Source organism: Rummeliibacillus sp. TYF-LIM-RU47 (assembly GCF_008638315.1).
Taxonomy (GTDB): Bacteria; Bacillota; Bacilli; order Bacillales_A; family Planococcaceae; genus Rummeliibacillus; species Rummeliibacillus stabekisii.
This window is the reverse complement of record NZ_VVIR01000001.1, coordinates 664,547-681,843: the sequence shown is the minus strand read 5'-3', so window position 1 is coordinate 681,843 and position 17,297 is coordinate 664,547. Positions and strand designations below refer to the sequence as shown.

30 protein-coding genes are annotated in these 17,297 nt (G+C 34.7%); 5 read left to right on the top strand and 25 right to left on the bottom strand.

What is annotated here, in order from left to right:
- Positions 1-239 precede the first annotated feature (239 nt).
- Entirely contained in the window at positions 240-431 is a 192-nt protein-coding gene (locus F0527_RS03320) for an aspartyl-phosphate phosphatase Spo0E family protein (protein WP_147194427.1), read from the bottom strand.
- 75 nt (positions 432-506) lie between these two features.
- Positions 507-695: a hypothetical protein gene (locus F0527_RS03315; RefSeq protein WP_066784949.1), complete on the bottom strand. Its 189-nt coding sequence runs from the start codon at positions 693-695 to the stop codon at positions 507-509.
- Positions 696-811: 116 nt separating this feature from the next.
- Here F0527_RS03315 and F0527_RS03310 point away from each other — a divergent pair, with 116 nt between their 5' ends.
- A complete protein-coding gene (locus tag F0527_RS03310) occupies positions 812-1,003 on the top strand; it encodes a YkvS family protein (protein ID WP_066784945.1) in 192 nt (63 codons plus the stop codon).
- Positions 1,004-1,231: 228 nt separating this feature from the next.
- Here the strand turns inward: F0527_RS03310 and F0527_RS03305 are convergent, their stop codons facing one another.
- Positions 1,232-1,681: a MarR family winged helix-turn-helix transcriptional regulator gene (locus F0527_RS03305; RefSeq protein WP_147194433.1), complete on the bottom strand. Its 450-nt coding sequence runs from the start codon at positions 1,679-1,681 to the stop codon at positions 1,232-1,234.
- A 78-nt stretch (positions 1,682-1,759) separates the two neighbouring features.
- Entirely contained in the window at positions 1,760-3,235 is a 1,476-nt protein-coding gene (locus tag F0527_RS03300; protein ID WP_147194437.1) for a PAS domain-containing sensor histidine kinase, read from the bottom strand.
- A gap of 298 nt (positions 3,236-3,533) precedes the next feature.
- Here F0527_RS03300 and F0527_RS03295 point away from each other — a divergent pair, with 298 nt between their 5' ends.
- Entirely contained in the window at positions 3,534-5,294 is a 1,761-nt protein-coding gene (locus F0527_RS03295) for a B12-binding domain-containing radical SAM protein (RefSeq protein ID WP_150283816.1), read from the top strand.
- A gap of 323 nt (positions 5,295-5,617) precedes the next feature.
- On the top strand, positions 5,618-6,187 hold the full coding sequence (locus F0527_RS03290; RefSeq protein WP_150283815.1) for a hypothetical protein: 570 nt from the start codon (positions 5,618-5,620) through the stop codon (positions 6,185-6,187).
- Positions 6,188-6,228: 41 nt separating this feature from the next.
- On the opposite strand, the gene F0527_RS03285 is transcribed toward F0527_RS03290, so the two are convergent.
- The 6 genes from F0527_RS03285 to F0527_RS03260 all read right to left on the bottom strand — a co-directional run bounded on the left by F0527_RS03285 (position 6,229) and on the right by F0527_RS03260 (position 8,474).
- Entirely contained in the window at positions 6,229-6,504 is a 276-nt protein-coding gene (locus tag F0527_RS03285) for a YolD-like family protein (RefSeq protein WP_190323376.1), read from the bottom strand.
- 15 nt (positions 6,505-6,519) lie between these two features.
- Positions 6,520-6,903 carry a YhjD family protein gene (locus F0527_RS03280; RefSeq protein ID WP_483314019.1) on the bottom strand — a complete coding sequence of 128 codons (384 nt, stop codon included), beginning with the start codon at positions 6,901-6,903 and terminating at the stop codon, positions 6,520-6,522.
- Positions 6,900-7,124, bottom strand: coding sequence for a transcriptional regulator (locus tag F0527_RS03275; protein ID WP_150283812.1), 225 nt, complete (start codon positions 7,122-7,124; stop codon positions 6,900-6,902). Before F0527_RS03275 ends, F0527_RS03280 begins: the two co-directional genes overlap by 4 nt.
- 102 nt (positions 7,125-7,226) lie before the next feature.
- Positions 7,227-7,637 carry a hypothetical protein gene (locus tag F0527_RS03270; protein WP_150283811.1) on the bottom strand — a complete coding sequence of 137 codons (411 nt, stop codon included), beginning with the start codon at positions 7,635-7,637 and terminating at the stop codon, positions 7,227-7,229.
- A gap of 14 nt (positions 7,638-7,651) precedes the next feature.
- Complete coding sequence (locus tag F0527_RS03265) at positions 7,652-8,221, bottom strand: hypothetical protein (protein WP_150283810.1); 570 nt, start codon at positions 8,219-8,221, stop codon at positions 7,652-7,654.
- Complete coding sequence (locus F0527_RS03260) at positions 8,208-8,474, bottom strand: hypothetical protein (protein WP_150283809.1); 267 nt, start codon at positions 8,472-8,474, stop codon at positions 8,208-8,210. Before F0527_RS03260 ends, F0527_RS03265 begins: the two co-directional genes overlap by 14 nt.
- 233 nt (positions 8,475-8,707) lie before the next feature.
- Here F0527_RS03260 and F0527_RS16945 point away from each other — a divergent pair, with 233 nt between their 5' ends.
- A complete protein-coding gene (locus F0527_RS16945; RefSeq protein WP_190323375.1) occupies positions 8,708-8,851 on the top strand; it encodes a hypothetical protein in 144 nt (47 codons plus the stop codon).
- Between the two features lie 235 nt (positions 8,852-9,086).
- Positions 9,087-9,272 carry a hypothetical protein gene (locus F0527_RS03255; RefSeq protein WP_066790733.1) on the top strand — a complete coding sequence of 62 codons (186 nt, stop codon included), beginning with the start codon at positions 9,087-9,089 and terminating at the stop codon, positions 9,270-9,272.
- Positions 9,273-9,341: 69 nt separating this feature from the next.
- Here F0527_RS03255 and F0527_RS03250 read toward each other — a convergent pair whose 3' ends face one another.
- The 15 genes from F0527_RS03250 to F0527_RS03185 form a co-directional block, all read right to left on the bottom strand.
- On the bottom strand, positions 9,342-10,127 hold the full coding sequence (locus F0527_RS03250; RefSeq protein WP_150283808.1) for an N-acetylmuramoyl-L-alanine amidase: 786 nt from the start codon (positions 10,125-10,127) through the stop codon (positions 9,342-9,344).
- Position 10,128: 1 nt separating this feature from the next.
- Positions 10,129-10,524 carry a phage holin family protein gene (locus tag F0527_RS03245; protein ID WP_150283807.1) on the bottom strand — a complete coding sequence of 132 codons (396 nt, stop codon included), beginning with the start codon at positions 10,522-10,524 and terminating at the stop codon, positions 10,129-10,131.
- Between the two features lie 103 nt (positions 10,525-10,627).
- Positions 10,628-10,990: a DUF2513 domain-containing protein gene (locus tag F0527_RS03240; protein ID WP_150283806.1), complete on the bottom strand. Its 363-nt coding sequence runs from the start codon at positions 10,988-10,990 to the stop codon at positions 10,628-10,630.
- Between the two features lie 114 nt (positions 10,991-11,104).
- Positions 11,105-11,245 (bottom strand): hypothetical protein, encoded by a 141-nt coding sequence (locus F0527_RS16940; RefSeq protein ID WP_190323374.1) that lies wholly within the window; start codon positions 11,243-11,245, stop codon positions 11,105-11,107.
- A gap of 2 nt (positions 11,246-11,247) precedes the next feature.
- A complete protein-coding gene (locus F0527_RS03235) occupies positions 11,248-11,529 on the bottom strand; it encodes a hypothetical protein (RefSeq protein WP_150283805.1) in 282 nt (93 codons plus the stop codon).
- Between the two features lies 1 nt (position 11,530).
- Entirely contained in the window at positions 11,531-12,205 is a 675-nt protein-coding gene (locus F0527_RS03230; RefSeq protein WP_150283804.1) for a hypothetical protein, read from the bottom strand.
- Between the two features lie 3 nt (positions 12,206-12,208).
- The gene (locus F0527_RS03225) at positions 12,209-12,526 is read right to left on the bottom strand and encodes a hypothetical protein (protein ID WP_150283803.1); all 318 of its coding nucleotides are present in this window, start codon (positions 12,524-12,526) and stop codon (positions 12,209-12,211) included.
- Positions 12,527-12,530: 4 nt separating this feature from the next.
- Positions 12,531-13,040 carry a hypothetical protein gene (locus tag F0527_RS03220; RefSeq protein ID WP_150283802.1) on the bottom strand — a complete coding sequence of 170 codons (510 nt, stop codon included), beginning with the start codon at positions 13,038-13,040 and terminating at the stop codon, positions 12,531-12,533.
- Between the two features lie 11 nt (positions 13,041-13,051).
- Entirely contained in the window at positions 13,052-13,690 is a 639-nt protein-coding gene (locus tag F0527_RS03215) for a baseplate wedge 1 family protein (protein WP_150283801.1), read from the bottom strand.
- On the bottom strand, positions 13,690-14,862 hold the full coding sequence (locus tag F0527_RS03210; RefSeq protein WP_150283800.1) for a baseplate J/gp47 family protein: 1,173 nt from the start codon (positions 14,860-14,862) through the stop codon (positions 13,690-13,692). Before F0527_RS03210 ends, F0527_RS03215 begins: the two co-directional genes overlap by 1 nt.
- Positions 14,846-15,202, bottom strand: a complete 357-nt coding sequence (locus tag F0527_RS03205; protein ID WP_150283799.1) for a contractile injection system sheath initiator — start codon at positions 15,200-15,202, stop codon at positions 14,846-14,848. Before F0527_RS03205 ends, F0527_RS03210 begins: the two co-directional genes overlap by 17 nt.
- Positions 15,199-15,579: a Gp138 family membrane-puncturing spike protein gene (locus tag F0527_RS03200; protein ID WP_150283798.1), complete on the bottom strand. Its 381-nt coding sequence runs from the start codon at positions 15,577-15,579 to the stop codon at positions 15,199-15,201. Before F0527_RS03200 ends, F0527_RS03205 begins: the two co-directional genes overlap by 4 nt.
- An 8-nt stretch (positions 15,580-15,587) precedes the next feature.
- On the bottom strand, positions 15,588-16,394 hold the full coding sequence (locus F0527_RS03195) for a phage protein (protein WP_150283797.1): 807 nt from the start codon (positions 16,392-16,394) through the stop codon (positions 15,588-15,590).
- Positions 16,387-16,716, bottom strand: a complete 330-nt coding sequence (locus F0527_RS03190) for a phage baseplate plug family protein (RefSeq protein WP_150283796.1) — start codon at positions 16,714-16,716, stop codon at positions 16,387-16,389. Before F0527_RS03190 ends, F0527_RS03195 begins: the two co-directional genes overlap by 8 nt.
- Complete coding sequence (locus tag F0527_RS03185) at positions 16,716-17,297, bottom strand: LysM peptidoglycan-binding domain-containing protein (protein ID WP_150283795.1); 582 nt, start codon at positions 17,295-17,297, stop codon at positions 16,716-16,718. The genes F0527_RS03190 and F0527_RS03185 overlap by 1 nt, the downstream gene beginning before the upstream one ends.

The following is a 17,297-nucleotide window of genomic DNA, read 5'->3' as shown; positions in this document are numbered from 1 at the left end:
AGCGCAAAAAAAGAGCAGATACGTAAAGTACCTGCTAAAGAAAGGGGGAAATGAGATTGTTGCTGTGTTCTTTATTATTATTCCACGCTACAACAAATTCTAAACCACCTTGTGCAAATTTTTTTATATAGTGTATGTGGAAAGCCAAAAGTATTACCAAGGCCTATTGTGGCATTCATCTGCTGGAAGTAAATAAATCTACGAAAAAAAAAAAGAAAACCCCTAATAGGAGTTATCCTTTAAAATTTCACTAAATCTTCATCCTTAGGATAATCTTGTTCATGCTCTTGTTCTTGCTGATAAGTGTTTAGTAAATGATCTAACTTTTTACTTAAGCGGATGGTTTCAATATTAGAAAATCCCTTCTCGATACCTGATTGAATCATTTTTTCACGTGTATTTTCTAATTTTTTTAAAATGGACTCAGACATCCACCATCCTCCTCTCAGTAAAGTATTGTTTTTCTTATCCTATTGCAGATGTAGCTTGTCTTATGAAATTCTATTTTAACTTCGTGGTTCTTTCAAGTAAACATAGATTATATCTCCACCTTGTTTGGCGATCCCTTGAAAATGCTTAAAGTCTTCTCTTTTAATTAATTCTTCTCTCAGTTGATAAAATTCATGTTTATCTACTTTTAATTCTTGAATGTTTCCATTTTTTAAATCGTCTAACTTTTGTATGTAATCGTTCATATTCGCAACTCCCTTTACGTATAATATCAAAAATCTACATAAAATGGTTTTCACTTTACGAAATAACTATTTTAAGGCAAACTGTAAAGTAACTAAAGTTAAAGGGGCTGGTACTTATGAAAATAGCTGAAATTGGGAATGTCATTGAATTCGGAAATGGACTACAGGGAATTGTCGAGAAAGTGAATGAGAATTCTGTGATCGTGAATCTAACGTATATGGAGAATTTCAATTCACTTGAGATTGAAGAAAAAACTGTTGTTAACCATAAACGCTATAAAATATTAGCAGCTGCTAATAACAATTAATATAACGCATTACATATTCTTCAACCATGTTGTCTCTTCGAATACCAAACATTTTGTGCTGCTCTATAAGAGCGGCATTTTTTATTAAACAACCTATAAATACTTCTATTATCTGTTTGTCTTTTTACGTTTAGCATTTTCCCTAGATCCTCTTTATACTGTAATGCCCTCTATTATTATGACAAAAAGAGCGATGTATGTGTCTTACATCACACCACTCTTTTGATCTTAATAAGACAAATCTTTAATTGAGAGCCCTAGTTTTTTTAATAAATCAATCGCTAGGTCTTTTTCTTCCCCAGTCAATACACTTGTAATTTCATGCAATTGTTGTTCATGCTTAGGAAACAGCTCGTCCATAAACTCAGTACCTAGGGGTGTAATTTCAGCATATGTTATGCGCCGATCAGATGGACATGATACGCGCGTTAAGTAACCTCTTTTTTCTAATTTATCAACAACATAAGTGATTGACCCGCTAGCCAGTAAAATCTTATTTCCTATTTTTTGGAGGGGCTGTCTTCCTTTATGGTAAAGTAATTCCAACACAGCGAATTCTGTAGGATTTAATCCATTCTCCTGGAAGAATTGGTTTGTGCACTCATTTATAGCTTTTGTTGCCCTCGAAAGTACAATAAAGAGTTTCAATGACTGCTTTATTTCATCTTGTGTTGCCATTCTTGTTCATCCCTTATAATAAATCTTGATTTTAAGATATTATACCGCTGTGGTTAATACTTTGTCAAAAGGGTGATGTTATACAGAATAAAAGCAATCGCTCTGTTCTGTAAGATCAGCGAAGTCTATTTCCAAGCTTTTTTCTGCCACCATCTCTCTTTGTTTTTGGATTACAAGTGGAAAATCAATACTGAATATCGTGCCCTCTCCTACTTTGCTTGTGGCTGTGATTTTACCATTATGTTCTTCAACAGTTTTCGCCACAAAAGCAAGGCCTAATCCAGTGCCTTCTGATTTAGTAGTGTAGAAGGGAGTAAAGATATTTTCCAAATCGTTTTCAGACATACCTGTACCACTATCTTCAATCGAGATGGTCACTTTATCGTAATACTTGATTTGTTGTCGAATGACAATCTTGCCACCTGAAGGCATAACCTCAAAAGCATTCTTTAATAAATTGATTAGCACCTGCTTCAGTTTGTGGCTATTCCCTAAAATTAAATCTTCTTGATAAAGGTTTTTCTCATATTCTATCTCTACATGCTGCATAATTGATTGGGGCTGCATCAGCTCAATTGTCTCTTCCATTAACTCGCTAAATGAGAAAATATTCATCTCATAGCCACCTGGCTTGGATAAATCTAAGAATTCATTTACAATATTTTCGATACGCTCGATTTCTCTGTCCAAAACAGATAAATAACGCTTATTTTCACCTGTGGCTGTCATTTTCATTAAATCTGTAAAACCCTTTAATGTTGTCATAGGGTTTTTAATTTCATGTGCAATACTTGCTGCCATCTCACCGACCATTTGAAGTGTTTGCTGGTGTTCCAGCCGATTCATCATCATAATTCTTTCCGTTTCATCGCGAATAATTGTTAAATGAATATCATCCTGGCTGTCATAATTGCTCAATAACTGTATATAGCGCGTGCCCTCTTTCATTGGCACTTGAACGGTTAATTCTCCCTTGCCCGTTTCTTTTAAAGAACAGAAGAATTTATGGATATTATACCCTTCATTAGGGAATAACTTCCATAAAATAGAGATATCTTGTCCAATGATACTATGCAGGGAAACATTTAATAATTTGGCGGCCATTTCATTCATCTCAACAATTCGCTTATCAGCATCAGTTAAGAGAAGACCACTCTCAGATTGGTCAAAAACACGTCGGAACTTTTTCTCAACGGCGAGATGCTTATCAACTTTACTAGTAACCTCCGAGTAGTGGAAGCATAGTAAAATCCAATCGTATACATCTGAATAGCAGCTCGTTACTTTCATATCCTCTATTTTAGAGTTTAAGGTGTTAATAGACATCTTCTCAGTTGTATACGAACGAGTTTTAGTATTTTCAACAATCTTCTTCCATACATCGTAGGAATCTTCGCTTAGCCAATTTTTTATATCAATATCTTCTTCTACTTGTAAGTGTTCTTTGGCCAATTCATTAGCAAATAAAATATGGAATCTGTGGTCAACAATTATAATTGGTTCTTCACATTCTTGAAATGTAAAATCAAAATTACTGAAAAATCGTTGCGGCATTAACTAATCACCAATCCCTTCTTTTTATCATTCTATGAATTTCGCCAATAAATTATGACATCAAATTAGCACTAAATAAGATGAAACTCTACTAAATAGGAGTTTTAATGTCCTAAATTACCTCCGTCCGAAATTAAATTATTAATATTCAGATTATTTCATATAAATCAAATTCTATAAATAGGACTTTTTACTTTAAATTTTTTTGTATAATTACGCTAGTATCTTTATCTTAAAACAACTCTGTTAAATATACAAGATATTTCCACTCGACAAATTAGCTAAAAGGAGATTCCCTATGAATATTGTTCTTGCAACACTAAATGCCAAATATATCCACACTAATCTTGCTATCAGATATTTAAAAGCTTATGCCCAGCCTGACTTCAACCCAGTTCTTGCAGAGTATACGATTAAAGACCCTACTTTTAATATCGTATCTGATCTCTATCGAAAATCTCCAGATATCCTCGGATTCAGTTGTTATATCTGGAATATTGAAGAAACAATCAAAGTAATACAAATGGTGAAGAAAGTCAGCCCTCATACGAAAATTGTCCTAGGAGGCCCAGAAGTAAGTTATGATGTCCATGTTTGGCTCAAGCGTTTAAAAGAGGATGTTGACTGCATTATTATGGGCGAAGGTGAGCATTCTTTTAAACAACTACTTCATTATTACCATGGAAAAATTCCTCTTTCTGAAGTGCCAGGCATCGCTTATTTAAAAGAGGATAAGGTTGAAATACATCAAGCGGCACAAAAAGTTGATTTGCGTGACATGCCTAGCCCTTATCGTTTTGAAGAAGATCTTCCCCATCTATCAAAGCGAATAGCCTATATTGAGACAAGTCGTGGCTGTCCTTTTAACTGCCAATTTTGCCTTTCTTCTATAGAAGTTGGTGTTCGCTACTTTAACCGCGAAAAAATAAAAGAAGATATACGATATTTGATGAATAACGGCGTCCGGACGATAAAGTTTGTCGATCGTACTTTCAACATTAGCAGAAGCTATGCAATGGAAATGTTCCAGTTTTTAATAGATGAACATCAAGAAGGTGTCGTATTCCAATTTGAAATTACAGCAGATATCATGCGTCCAGAAGTTATTCAATTTTTGAATGACAATGCACCCAAGGGTTTGTTCCGCTTTGAAATTGGCGTACAATCGACAAATGACTTAACCAATGACCTAGTGAAGCGAAGACAAAACTTCTCCAAATTAACTCGTACAGTGACAATGGTAAAAGAAGGAGGCAAAATTGATCAACATTTAGATTTAATAGCAGGACTTCCAGAAGAAGATTATCACAGCTTCCGCCAAACATTTAATGACGTATTTGCTCTACGCCCAGAGGAATTACAGCTAGGTTTCTTAAAGTTACTGCGTGGCACTGGACTGCGCCTGCAAGCGAAACAATACGGCTACGATTATGTGGATGTAGCTCCATATGAAATTGTCGCAAATAATGTGCTAAGCTTTGATGATATGCTTCGGATTAAACAAACCGAGGATATATTAGAGAAATATTGGAATGATCACCGAATTGATTATACGATAGATTATTTGGTCAGTAGCGTCTTTGAAACACCATTTGATTTCTTCCAAGAATTCGGAACCTATTGGGACAATCAAGGCTGGTCACGTATAGGCCACCAGCTTGAAGATTTATTCTTACGCTTGATAGCATTTCTAGAACAGCGCGGAAACGTAAATATGAATATCATTGTAAGTTTGCTGCAGCTAGACTATTTAAAAGCACAGCGTTTCCAGCCTCGTAAACCTTGGTGGAAAAATCAGCTACCTGAAATTAAATCAAAAGATATACTGAAAGAAATACGCTTACACCCTGAAATGGCCGGCAGTGCATTTGCTCAATTCAATGTAGGAGAAAAAGAATTGTATAAGCATACACTGCTTCTTCCTTTCTATATCGATTTAGATTTACTGAAAAATAATAATGAGGTCCAAGAGTGCAATGGTTATCTAATGACCTATTTCCGCAAAGATGGAGCTCCGTACTTTGCTTTTATCCGCGAAGAACAAATGGCTTACAGTTAATCAAATATGCAAAAAGGGCTCCTCTAAGGAGCCCTTTTTATACTCAAGCTTAATTTATCCTTTTACAAGCTATCCAATAATAACTCTTATTATAGCTACACATTTTTATTAGTTCTTACGTGTTTTTCTTCTCATATAAAAGAACACTTTTAACTTTTTCTATTTATTAATATGTATAGATTGAATTAGGATAGGGGTCAAAAAAGGGGTCTAGGTACTTATATAATAGGAATGAAATTTTCTATATTTATTGATTTTATAAAAATTGCTTTTTAGAGATGATATACTTAATTTTACATTAAAGAGATTGGAGGGAAATACATATGAAGAAACTCTTGATAGCAACATTGAGCGTTTCATTATTGCTAAGTGCTTGTGGTGTGTCTGTAGAAAATAAAAAAGAAACTACCATAGACGTAAAAGATAATAACATTCTTTCTAAGTATGGCGATGTAAAGGAATATTATAATAAACAGGATTTAAGTTATAAAATTTCAACTGGCCCAATGAAATTAGAAATCACAGGCATTAATGTTGCTGACTTAGCTCCTAATAAAGAGAGCGAATTTATATTTGATAATTTAAAAAAGGCTCATGTTCTTATCTTAAACCTTAATACAAAAAACACTTCCAATAAAGAGGTTTGGTTTAGTGCTGATCATCCTACCCTAGTGACCAATACCGGAGAACAAGTAGATGTTCGAGCTCACGAAATTTCTAAAACTGTGGGTGAGGATTTTAAAGGCAAAGTTTCTAAAGAGGGGCGTATTGTTTTCTTTTTAGAAAAAGAGATAAAAGATATAAAGAAAATTACTCTTTACTTTGATTCGCCAGTGGATAAAAATAAAGAACCAATCGGTGAAAAGACTAAGATAGTGATTTCTCTGAAATAAAGAAAAAGAGTTACCTTTTTTATGGTAGCTCTTTTTTAATACTAACCCTCATATGAATTTACTTTTAATATATCTAAAAAGTGAGCTTTAAATATCTCCCCATATCTTTGAATGGAAATCAACTTTGTGTTTGGATCCATCTTAGTAACTTTTCCAACAATTGGATCATCTTGATTAAATACTGCAAAGCTATAAGTATTGTTTGTTTTCATAGCCTCGTTTAATGTCATTGCTAATTCTTCTAAATCAAATTCGTCACGGTCAGGGTGTTTAGCAGATTTTTTAACTCTTTTTGGTTTCGGGAATCCTAAAGACACGGTTATCTCTCCTTTTTACTTGTGATATACCTTCTTATTAACTTCTGCTACTGTTTTATGCTCCATATTTAGCAGGCGCTTTATTTCTTCGTTAGTCCAGTTTCTTAACGCAACATTGAAATATCTATGATGCTCCGTCGCTCCTCTATAAAGCACTTCGTAAACGGTAATGAAATCATCTTCTCTTATTTCGTTTTCAATTCTTATTCCCATAGCGCCCAACTGTCTTTTTAGATTCAGTTTTTCTTGTTTCACTTCTTTAATCCTATTCTCAAACCACACTTCGAAAGCACCCTGTGATTTAAAACTATCTAAAAGCTTACGATCTCGCTCTAGTGTACGTATTGTTAAATCTAAAATGATCTGTTTATGCACTAGATTGCTTTGCTCCCTGCTCATATGACTTCTCTACGCTCTTTTTGAATTACAGGAAGGACTGCAAGAGCATTATCAATAATAAAAGTTCGTTTGGCATGTTTCGTAAAACAGAATGCCTGAAACTTATCGCCAACAATCTTAATTAATTTTATTCGTCGTTTCGTTATCGTTCCATTTTGGGATATGTACATTAAATCGACCAATTGATTATATTGCATGGCTTTTATTAACTGCTCTTTCATTTTAACTCCCCCTCAATAAGAACATTTGTTTGCTTTAATTATAAGGAACATTTGTTCTTTTTTCAAGTAAAAAAAACCAGAGCAATTTGCACTCTAGTTTTTTTATTCCTCGTCTTCTGTCGCTTCAATCCAAGCAACTGGCGGAACAATTAAAGGGAACGGTCTAGCTTCTTCAGTTATTTTTGTAATTAAACTGGATATTTTACTTAACATAGGGAAAGACATTTCATATTTTCTTTCTTCTACCATTTGGTTAAACTCTTCTAAATTCTCAATTTCTGCAAAAACCGCCAAGAATAAATATTTACCATTTATTTCTAAGTTTCTAGAAGTTACATTGAAATCTGCATTAAACGCTACTTTAACCTGATAACCATTTTCTTTTTCATTCTTTTCTTTTATATCTACTTCAATATTTACAGCACTTACTTCACTTGTTTTGTTTGTTGTTTTCTTAAAATCTAATTCAAGTAATTCAATATCTTGGATACTTATTTTCAAACGTTTCTCCATTATAGCACCTCGATTTAGTTAAGATCTCCAAAAGTTTTATCCGTAAATTCGAAACTCGGATGGAAAGGTCTTTTTTGTTGTGTTCTAGGTAATTTAAAAGTATAACTTTCATCTAAATAATCATTTCTATAGCTTATATTAATTTCTTGTTGTTTAATTAATTGCTTAATCGATTTAAGCTCGTCAATAAACAAATTGTTTTGTTCCTTTTCGAAGCCAAAATTAACAAGTTGATTAATCGCAGAGTTAACAGAGATCTTGTTAACGGCTGCATATTGTATAATTTTTTCATGTAAATCTACACCAAATCTAGCAGTTATCCTACCTGATGGTCTGTCGGATTCTTTTATTGGTAAGGGTATGTTTTCCCCTAAATGTTGTTTTAATTCATAAAATGCAATCTTAGCTTCTTCAAACTCTTCAAATGCTTCTTGAATATTTTCACCAAAAACTTTCACTCCCGGTAATTCAGAACATGTGATTACATATCCACTTTCTCCATACTCTTCATCTTTATAGGGAGTTACAATAAATTTATAGTCTAATTTTAAAAATTCTTCTAATGTAATATTAATCTGCTTCACGGCATATTACCTCCTCAACAAGTCTTATAGCTTCTTTAGCATGATAGACTTTCATGGGTTTTCGCTTTGACAATGTCCACCTTAGACTTTCATCCTTCTCATACTTAGGATGGTAAACTGGGCAATGAGATCCTTTACCTAAGGTTTCATCAACAATAAAGCCGTAACGTTCTAGTAACGTTTTAATCTCTCTGAAATCTCTGTCCCTTGGATTTCTTTTTATCTGTTCAAGTAATTTCTCTTTTTTACTCAATTCCCTATCACATCCGCACCGTATGTAGTGTCACTTCTTAAAGTAATTTTACACAAGTTAAGATAATGGTGCAACATTTTCAGTATTACCAAATATATTATGTATTATTTATTATGAATATAACAAAATGCCCTATCCTCCACGTAAGGTGAAATTTTAAATAAATTTAATTATAGTATTGCTTAATTATATACCATGGTATATAATATAAATATAGAAAGGAGGTGAACAAAGTGGATTATGATAAGATTTTAGCTTACTTAGTAGCTATCGCAACAATCCTAAACTTGCTTACAAGTTCAGTGAAAAATATAAGCGATATGAAAAGTAAGAAAAAACAAAAGCGACGCCCCTCTAGGAAAGGAAAACGTCGCTAATACCCTTAGAAGGAGGTTAGCCCCTCCTTCTCCTAATCTTATCATATCCCTTTCATTATGAAAAATATAGGATATGTCGTAGCTTTAGCGTTTGCTTATTACATCTTAACTGATATGGTTAACTGGAAAAATCCAAGTGCTTTTGATTACTCAATGATTATTATTTATTCAATATGTTTAATATTAGTGATTGTAAATATTGTTCTTTATTTCATGAAAAAGAGGTGATTAAATTATGTCTGAGAATAAAACATCGGAAGCGCAAAAGCGTGCTACCCAAGCGTACCGTGAAAAGAATCGAGAAAAAACACGTAAACAATCCGCAAAGAGTGCTGCTAAGACATATATCAATAAGTATTGTAGTTTAGAGGACTTAAACGAAGTAAAAACGTGGATTGAAGCACGTGAAAAGGAATTGTAAGATGAATAAAAAAAGACCAGGTGTTCATAAATTAATCGAACCCTGGTCTTGTTTATATAAAGGTTAATATTACTTAACCGTATAAGCTTTTACATACTCACGATTTGCAGTTACATAGCCACCGCAAGTAATAAATCTTGGTGTACCATTCTTTGAATGAGCAATGTCGATAATATCTAGTTTAGTACCTTTCTTATGGCGTTTCATTTCTTTCTTAAACTCTTTATCTTCATATACACCGACGTCTGTTAGAGAAACTAACCTGTCATATTTCTTGTTGTAATAACCTTGGTTAACTGGCTTTGAAACGCCTTCAACTTTGTTTTGTGTATATCCTAAATGCCCCGCTATAACTTTGGCGATAGCTTGGCATAAGGCTTCAAAATTTTTACGGTATGCCGCCGCGTCTTTTTCCGAAGTTACAAAGCATACTTCTAAAAGGATTGCTGGCTTGCTTGTATTTCGTAAAAAATACAGTTCTTTGCGCTCTTTTGGTCCACGATCAACGATGCCAAGGGCTGAGGCCATAGCTGCACTCATTTTAGCTGATAAGCTTAAAGCATCATAGTATAAGCATTCTGTGCCTGTTGCGGCAGGTGTCGCACTGTTAAAGTGAACGCTAACGTCTAGTTCTCTTGTCTTTCCATTGTGGAAGGAAACTATATTTGATAAATTTTGATTCTGCGTTGTAGCTATTGTTTCGTGATACTTAAAACCAACTACGTTAAATTCCTTCGTTAAAATATCGTATACACGATTAACAACCTTTTTGGCTTCTTCATGCTCGTTCAAAATACCAATTGCTCCCGCTACCTTATCACCATGACCGCTACTAATTACGAATTGTTTTACCATATTATTTATCCCCTTTCATTACTGCTAATGCTTTTTGAATTGGTTCAGGTACGTTGATACCTAATTTGATGCTGTTTTCTCCTAGGCTTGTAATTTCGTTCAGAATGAATAGAATAACTACCCCATCTGGAATAACTTCGGACAGGTTAAATCCCTCTTGTCCTAAAACCATATATAAAAGGTTGGCTACCACAATCCAAACCCACATAACACCCTTTTTTATAATTCCTTGATAACCACGTTTACTAGATAATTGTCCCCAATTAGCTGCCATTCCAGTAATATAGTCGAATACATTTAGTAACAATAAAGTTGTAAGTAAGACGCTCCACCCTCCTAAAAAGTAGGAAGTAACACCACCAACAATTGAAAGAACTGTTTTTAGAATTTGTTCCATTTCTTCTCCTCATTTCCCCAAATTAAAAGAGCCTTTAAGGGCTCTATTTTTATATAATAAAAACCCTCCACAATTAGTTGTGGAAGGCATTAATTTTCTAAATTTATTCTATTCCAAGCATTTTCTTACCTTGTCCAATAGCTATCTCTTTTAATATTTCAAATGATAATTTAGCTACCTCAAAACCTTTAGATTTAGCAAAACTTTTAGTGTTTTCCCAGATAGTATCATTCTCGATAGCATCTAAAAAGTCATTACCTTCCCAAGTTAATTTAGGTATTTCTTTTAAGTGATAACCGAAAGATGATGGCTGAACAAACTCTAATGAAACTAGCCCGGCACTTTCTAGTAATTCTAGATGGTATTTGTACTTTTCACCATCTTCATTTCTCGGGATAGATCGATTAAATTTTCCTTTACTTAGATCTATAAGTAACAACCGACAATATTCCATATCTCTACGCATGATATTCTCTCCTCTCACTTAATAAAATTTCGACAAAATGGAGATTTCCCCTTCTTTTTCGACAATAAAAATAACGCTAGTCGAGTGACTGCGTTTGCGTATACAAATTCCCTTTTATACAACTTCTTCGATAATCTTAATTCTCTCTCCATCAGTAATTCGATTTAATTCTACCAGACGAACCATTTCATCACTTGTGAAATTCCCCATTAAATATTGGTTTTTAATGTATGTGTATAATTTTGATTGTTGCATGATTAGATTCCTCCTAATAACATATCATTTAATATTTTTTCGACTTCTGATACACGTTCATCTAGTGAAATAGTATTTTTTATTTTTGGTCGATAGCTTTCATATTCTTCATTCGATATTTCAATTACTTCATCATGCGGTGAAAATTCGTCATTATATTCTAATACACATGATGTATTATCTGCTGAATAAAAAGCAGAACCCGTAACAATTTTTAACATATCTAATGATTTATAATCACATTGACCATATGTGTTAACTAAATTAATTATTTTTAAATACATATTAATATCCCCCATTTGAATAATAATCTTTTACAACCGTATGACTTGAACCGTATGAAATATATTGAATAACTTTTGTTTCAGCTAAAGTCATTTTTAATAGCGTGTTTGTATATCGACTTCCATCACCATAAGTTAAAACAACGTGTTCATCATCATCATGAAATAAAGTAGCCGAATTAGGGAAGTATCCACCGAATGATAACAATTGTATACCGTTTGGTGTATACACATCTAATATTGAACCAGAATTAATTCTAAGTAATAAATTGTTTTTTAAGATAGAATTTATATCAACATAATTTGTTGTAGCAGTGACTATCATAATTCCATCATGAGTGAAGTAGATAGGTTGACCATTAATTTTTTGTATTACTCCATATTGTGGGTAATAATCAAAACGTCCTATGGTGGCTCCTTCAGGGTGACTGAAAATGACTTTTGTTCTTATTTGAATACCATCTTCAGTCCAAAATATTTTTTCTATATTTGTCCCATTTTTAGTTAAAGTATAAAATACTTCATTTCCATTGATTACGTCTTTTCTAGATACAAAGTATCTACCAGTCAAGAATTTATTTAACGGTTGGGTAACATGAGGTAATTCTTTCATTCTTCTAATAAAGCTAGGTGTAAGCGTACCTTTTAATGGTGGTTGTGGTTTAACTAACCCCATCTATTACACCCCCAAAAATCGAACATTCCCCGAACCGCTGTTACGAGAAAGATTAATTTTTGTAGCTTTGATATTCAAGTCGTTGATAACTTCCCTTGGCTTTAGTGTAATGGCTCCATTTAACCCCGTCTGTGTTTTTGGTACATCATTGAAGGTGATAATTAAATCATCTGTTTCACTATCGTTTGAAATGAATTTGAACATGTTCACTTCAAAGCCGAAAGATATACCATTAGTTCCTACGTTCAACCCACCATTATATGAAAAATAATTTTTATATGATTCTCGACCACCCAAATAATACTTGTCTCCTACTGCCATTTTATTATACCTCCTCTAAATAAAGACCCTCTGCATCCATTTTCAAAAGGAAGTTCGTTGATCCGTTATTTATTTTTAAAAGCCCATTGGTTAAATGCTTCATTTCATCCGCCTGATGTTCACTAACCTTTTTGTCTAAAGCTTCAAGATCTGTTTGTTTAGCTGAGCCATCTGCCTTACTTAAAGAAGTTTGAACTTCACCAGCAAAGTCACTTTTAGGAATACCATTTGCAGGCTTTGAATACTTGGCTTTAAGTTCTTCTTTGGTTGCGAAGTTTGACGTATCTACATTTATTGTTATATTTCCTTTTTCATCTGGTGACTGGCCGTTAATTGTTTTTACTTCTCCGGCTTTTAATTGTAGCTCTTCTATTGCTTTAAAAGCTTTGTTTTGTAGCCAATTGAAGTAATCGGCAGGAGGCTTTACACCTGCTTTCCAGCCACCTTCTTTTAAGCTTTGAGGCGGCTCAACACCAAGCGCATGCCATTCTGGTAACTGTTTCGTAAATGCCACTAAAATCCCTCCTAAATAGGTAAATCTTGTTCTGTTGATGGGTTGAATGCAGCACCAAGATACCCTCCTGTGGTTCCATCGATATCTGCAAAACCTTTTGAGTTATCAATCGCTAATGATGTATCACCAAACTCAAAAGTTCCATTTAGTTCAATACTTTGAACTTTCACTCCACCAGCAACCGTCTTTTGAATAATTCGTACAAAGTTTGCCGGATCTATACCAGCTCTATTAATGGCTTCTAATGGCATTTCCATTAGTTTAATTGAAGCTGGTTCTGGATTAAGTTCATCAGTCCAACCTTCGACGATTTTTATACTCTTCTTATCCGTAGACAGTGCAATTGCTATGACGTTTATAATTGTATTTATCGTGCCGTCAGATAGGTTTCTAGCAATTTTTGATTTCAGCAAAACTCTATACACTTCATCAGTTGCTACCCCTCGACTTTGATTAATATTTTCACCAATCAAATCAAGTGCTTTCCCTTGTGCCTTGTCAATATCTCTCCATTCTACAATCAGTTTATTTGTTTCCTTGATCCGTTCTAATTCACTGGAAAATAAAGAAACAAGCTTGTATAAATTGGAGTCTTCATTTTTCTTAAAGTAGTCGGTGAATAGTGAAATAATTTCTTTAGTGCTATACATCAGATCACCTCAATGTTAGCTGCTGTTATTTGGGCGACTTGCTGCAGTTTGATTTCAATGTTGTTAGCCTCATATACTGAATCATCCGTCGATAGTTGTACATCTACATCATCAATACCATTCACCCCATAAATCCTTGCTATAAGCTTAGATAAGATGACATTCTCTCCCATATTTAAACCGATATAGGTATTGCTTTCAGCATCTGAACCTCCGATATATTGAACAATTGCTTTGATTACTTGGTTTTGACCGTCTGCTTCAAAGCTATTATTTGTTTTAAGAGAAACCTTTGCATATATTTGTACCGTTTGAGCTCTTGTAAAACCAACTGCTTTCGGTTGTTCGGCATCATCTAATACCGTGATATAAGTTTGACCATAAGGCTGAATACCACCTGACTTCTTTTTAAAGACAGCTTTAGCCACATCTTCATCACTCCCGCCAAGCACAAACGCTTGAATTGCCCTTGAAGGAGTTCCATAGACATTTATTTCATCACTATAGTTTTCATCAACGTAGGCGGCGCGTACTCCTGATACTTTAAGAAGTTCCGTTCTTATCGATGCAGTCGTCGCACTCCCCAATCCCTCAACGGTAGTATCAGCGCGTTCACGGACTTCTTGATCTGTTTCTTGCTCTTTCCCGTTTGTAAACGCAATTGGGTTGGTAACACTTTCTAGTCCATCAATCGGGTTTATTATTTGATTGATTTCACCAATTTCAGCATTACCGATTGCACCGCTTACTTGGCACATAACATCTACTTTTGCTGTACCGTCTGTTCCTATTGTTGATTCTTCTAAAGTGTAATAAAGCGTTTCATTCTCCTTACCAACTGTATAACCCATTTCAATAGTAGTACCTAGCGCACCGCTGAAAACTACTGGTCCATCTGCATATGTAGCTGGGTTCCTCGTTATCCCTGCATATGGCAATAATGCATCGAGCTGCCTTCCCTCCGCTGTCTTTCGAAAGCCAGAATAATAAACATTTTCATTGTCTTGCCATACAAGCGCTAAAACAAACGCCATTATTCTTAATAAAATTCCTAACGCTGATCGTGCTCCTGTATTGGCATCTTGTCCGAATAACTCTTTTGCTTTTACATCTAAGCGTTCAAGAATATCTTCATATGATTCTCGTTTATAGCCCTTACTCGTCAGTGCCACCTAGACTCACATCCAATTCTAGTTCTTCATTTGTTTCTTTTACTTGTACTTTAAATTGCACATAAGCAACCCGCGCTTTGCGGTCTTGATTGACTAATACTTCACCAACGAGTTCAACACGTTCTTCATTGGCAATGACCCTTCCTACTTCTGCAATAATTTCATCATCATCTGGTTTATCCTGTAGTACTGACATGTCAAAGCCATAATCTTCATCCAGAAATAACTCTTCCAGTTGGGAACCCAATTCAATTGCAATGGATTGAGAAACTTCCTCTGAACCTGTGACAAACCCTTTTTCAAAAGAGATATCACCGTTTACGATTGATATATCTCTCATCGTAGCACCCCCACGATTACAGCATCCTGTATGTCCAAAATACGTGATTTACCGGCATAGTATGGTTTACCTTCAAATGCATCATCTAAAGAACGTTGAGCACATACACAAAGGACAATCTTTCCTGCCTTTAATACAGGCTCATATGATTGAACAGGACCACCTTCCACACTAAATTCATATTTTAAGGCGGGTACTCCCTCGATCACTGGAATCGTTTCGGGCTCTTCCCCAACTTCTTTTACTTTGAATAAAGGCTGTATTTTTGCTTCGAATGACGATTCATCAAAAGCTAATACCTTTGCAGGAAAAGCTGTGTTAATGCTGAATAAAATCTGATTCCGAAAGTTTTTAAAGAAGTTCGTATCTGCTGCCATTACTTCACCTACTTACTTGAAATACAATCAAATTGCGTTTGAAAATCGCTTTTATTTGCCACATGCTTACCACTAATCACTCGAAATTTACCGACTACAGTCTGGCACTTTAGTGTGAGTATTGATGCAGTAGAGACTTTATGTTGCAACAAGGCATCTACTCTAAATCCTTTTACTGTTTTTCCGTGATAACTTTTCTCGAATATATCAGGCGAACCAATAAGGCCAGTAGACGATGTTAGCGTGAATTTTGTGTTATCACCTTTTCGGATATCACGGATATATAAGTAACCTTTTGAAAAATAAAAAGAAGCGCCGCAATCGTCAGCCAGTCTCTCGATTGTGTCGAGAACGTTGCCGGTGACGTTGTAACCCTTCTTTTGAACTTTATCTTTTGGTAGGTCTAACACTTTTAGTTTAAGCCCAATTGCATGTGCTAGATCACGAATAATTGTAGAGGTATTTGTTTTCTGCTTGTATGTTTTCTTTATTGTCTTTTTACTTGTTACCCCATGAGTATCTAGTACCTTGATGATAGTTGTCCTATCCGGTCCAACTTTTTCACTTCTCACTCTAGTGATCTCACCATCCAATACAACACCCACATCGCCTTCATATCCTGCGTTCAACACTAAACGATTACCTCGCTTAAACTTAGCTCGTGAGTCATGAGAAAGGTTATAAATTCGAATAGTACTTCGATTGGGTTCATGGTCATCATCAAAAGGTACTTCAAACTCAATGTGCAGCTTGTCATTTGTCCATGTGGTATTGTGTGTTCTAACTTTAATGACCCTTTTAAAGTATTCACTCATCTTCTTCACCTTGGTTATCTAGAATAAGAAAAACTGTTGTGTTTAAGTTATCCCAAGAAACGCGCTTTTCCTTCCCACTTGGATCAAGAGGAATAATGGTAGGTGCAGGGAAATCGCTCGTCGTTATGTCTTCCCATAAGGGAACACCATAGACTAACTTTTCCCCTGCGCATATTAATTCTTCGTCTTTATATAAATCAATCGTAAAGAAATCATGATTTTCATTGTAACGAACATCAAAGGTGAATATTTCTTCTTCAAGCTCTATTTCGAATTCATAAGGGATAAGATCTTTCTCAATCTCAATATATTCCTTGTCCATTATCTCACCTTCAATTTAACGCCTATTGGTATTCGCCTTGGCGGATATTTGTTCCATTTGTAGAGTTGTTGCCAAGTTGTTCCGTATTTTCTTGCTAACACCCAATAAGTATCTCCGCTTCTGGTAGTATGATATTTTTTACTCTTACTATTATTCGTTTGCTTACGTCCACCGTTTGATTTGCCTTTAGCGGTTTTCTTTTTGGATTTTTTGTATTTCTTAGCAATCCGAACCTCTTGCAAAGATAAAGAAAAGCTATGACCATTTGCGATTGAAACTTCGCTGTCATAGCTAAACTTTCTAATTAAGAAGTTTGTACCTGTTCGTCTTCCCACATAAGTAAGCCGTATACCATTATTCTTGTACTTCTTAAGGCCTTTTATCTTTTCGGCGATTGTATGTTTATTATCCGAGTAAATGATTCCGGTAAGAGTAACCTCGTTTGGTCTATCTTCAATATAATCTGAAATATCAATTCCATATTCTACGGCATAGGTAGGGATATTAGCTTCGTCCAACCAAGATTCTTTTTCGATAAACAAGTACATTTTACCGAGCTTGCACTTTTTAGCTTTAGCCAT

Bases quoted from the DNA above. Each gene is read 5' to 3' on its own strand.
- F0527_RS03205 (WP_150283799.1), bottom strand. From the start codon at position 15,202: ATGAGAGATATATCAATCGTAAACGGTGATATCTCTTTTGAAAAAGGG.
- F0527_RS03225 (WP_150283803.1), bottom strand. From the start codon at position 12,526: ATGGCAGTAGGAGACAAGTATTATTTGGGTGGTCGAGAATCATATAAA.
- F0527_RS03235 (WP_150283805.1), bottom strand. From the start codon at position 11,529: ATGTATTTAAAAATAATTAATTTAGTTAACACATATGGTCAATGTGAT.
- F0527_RS03320 (WP_147194427.1), bottom strand. From the start codon at position 431: ATGTCTGAGTCCATTTTAAAAAAATTAGAAAATACACGTGAAAAAATG.
- F0527_RS03245 (WP_150283807.1), bottom strand. From the start codon at position 10,524: ATGGAACAAATTCTAAAAACAGTTCTTTCAATTGTTGGTGGTGTTACT.
- F0527_RS03240 (WP_150283806.1), bottom strand. From the start codon at position 10,990: ATGCGTAGAGATATGGAATATTGTCGGTTGTTACTTATAGATCTAAGT.
- F0527_RS03300 (WP_147194437.1), bottom strand. From the start codon at position 3,235: ATGCCGCAACGATTTTTCAGTAATTTTGATTTTACATTTCAAGAATGT.
- F0527_RS03215 (WP_150283801.1), bottom strand. From the start codon at position 13,690: ATGTATAGCACTAAAGAAATTATTTCACTATTCACCGACTACTTTAAG.
- F0527_RS03195 (WP_150283797.1), bottom strand. From the start codon at position 16,394: ATGAGTGAATACTTTAAAAGGGTCATTAAAGTTAGAACACACAATACC.
- F0527_RS03305 (WP_147194433.1), bottom strand. From the start codon at position 1,681: ATGGCAACACAAGATGAAATAAAGCAGTCATTGAAACTCTTTATTGTA.
- F0527_RS03255 (WP_066790733.1), top strand. From the start codon at position 9,087: ATGTCTGAGAATAAAACATCGGAAGCGCAAAAGCGTGCTACCCAAGCG.
- F0527_RS03190 (WP_150283796.1), bottom strand. From the start codon at position 16,716: ATGGACAAGGAATATATTGAGATTGAGAAAGATCTTATCCCTTATGAA.
- F0527_RS03290 (WP_150283815.1), top strand. From the start codon at position 5,618: ATGAAGAAACTCTTGATAGCAACATTGAGCGTTTCATTATTGCTAAGT.
- F0527_RS03315 (WP_066784949.1), bottom strand. From the start codon at position 695: ATGAACGATTACATACAAAAGTTAGACGATTTAAAAAATGGAAACATT.
- F0527_RS03185 (WP_150283795.1), bottom strand. From the start codon at position 17,297: ATGGCTAAAGCTAAAAAGTGCAAGCTCGGTAAAATGTACTTGTTTATC.
- F0527_RS16940 (WP_190323374.1), bottom strand. From the start codon at position 11,245: ATGCAACAATCAAAATTATACACATACATTAAAAACCAATATTTAATG.
- F0527_RS03280 (WP_483314019.1), bottom strand. From the start codon at position 6,903: ATGAGCAGGGAGCAAAGCAATCTAGTGCATAAACAGATCATTTTAGAT.
- F0527_RS03230 (WP_150283804.1), bottom strand. From the start codon at position 12,205: ATGGGGTTAGTTAAACCACAACCACCATTAAAAGGTACGCTTACACCT.
- F0527_RS03270 (WP_150283811.1), bottom strand. From the start codon at position 7,637: ATGGAGAAACGTTTGAAAATAAGTATCCAAGATATTGAATTACTTGAA.
- F0527_RS03250 (WP_150283808.1), bottom strand. From the start codon at position 10,127: ATGGTAAAACAATTCGTAATTAGTAGCGGTCATGGTGATAAGGTAGCG.
- F0527_RS03275 (WP_150283812.1), bottom strand. From the start codon at position 7,124: ATGAAAGAGCAGTTAATAAAAGCCATGCAATATAATCAATTGGTCGAT.
- F0527_RS03310 (WP_066784945.1), top strand. From the start codon at position 812: ATGAAAATAGCTGAAATTGGGAATGTCATTGAATTCGGAAATGGACTA.
- F0527_RS03200 (WP_150283798.1), bottom strand. From the start codon at position 15,579: ATGGCAGCAGATACGAACTTCTTTAAAAACTTTCGGAATCAGATTTTA.
- F0527_RS03295 (WP_150283816.1), top strand. From the start codon at position 3,534: ATGAATATTGTTCTTGCAACACTAAATGCCAAATATATCCACACTAAT.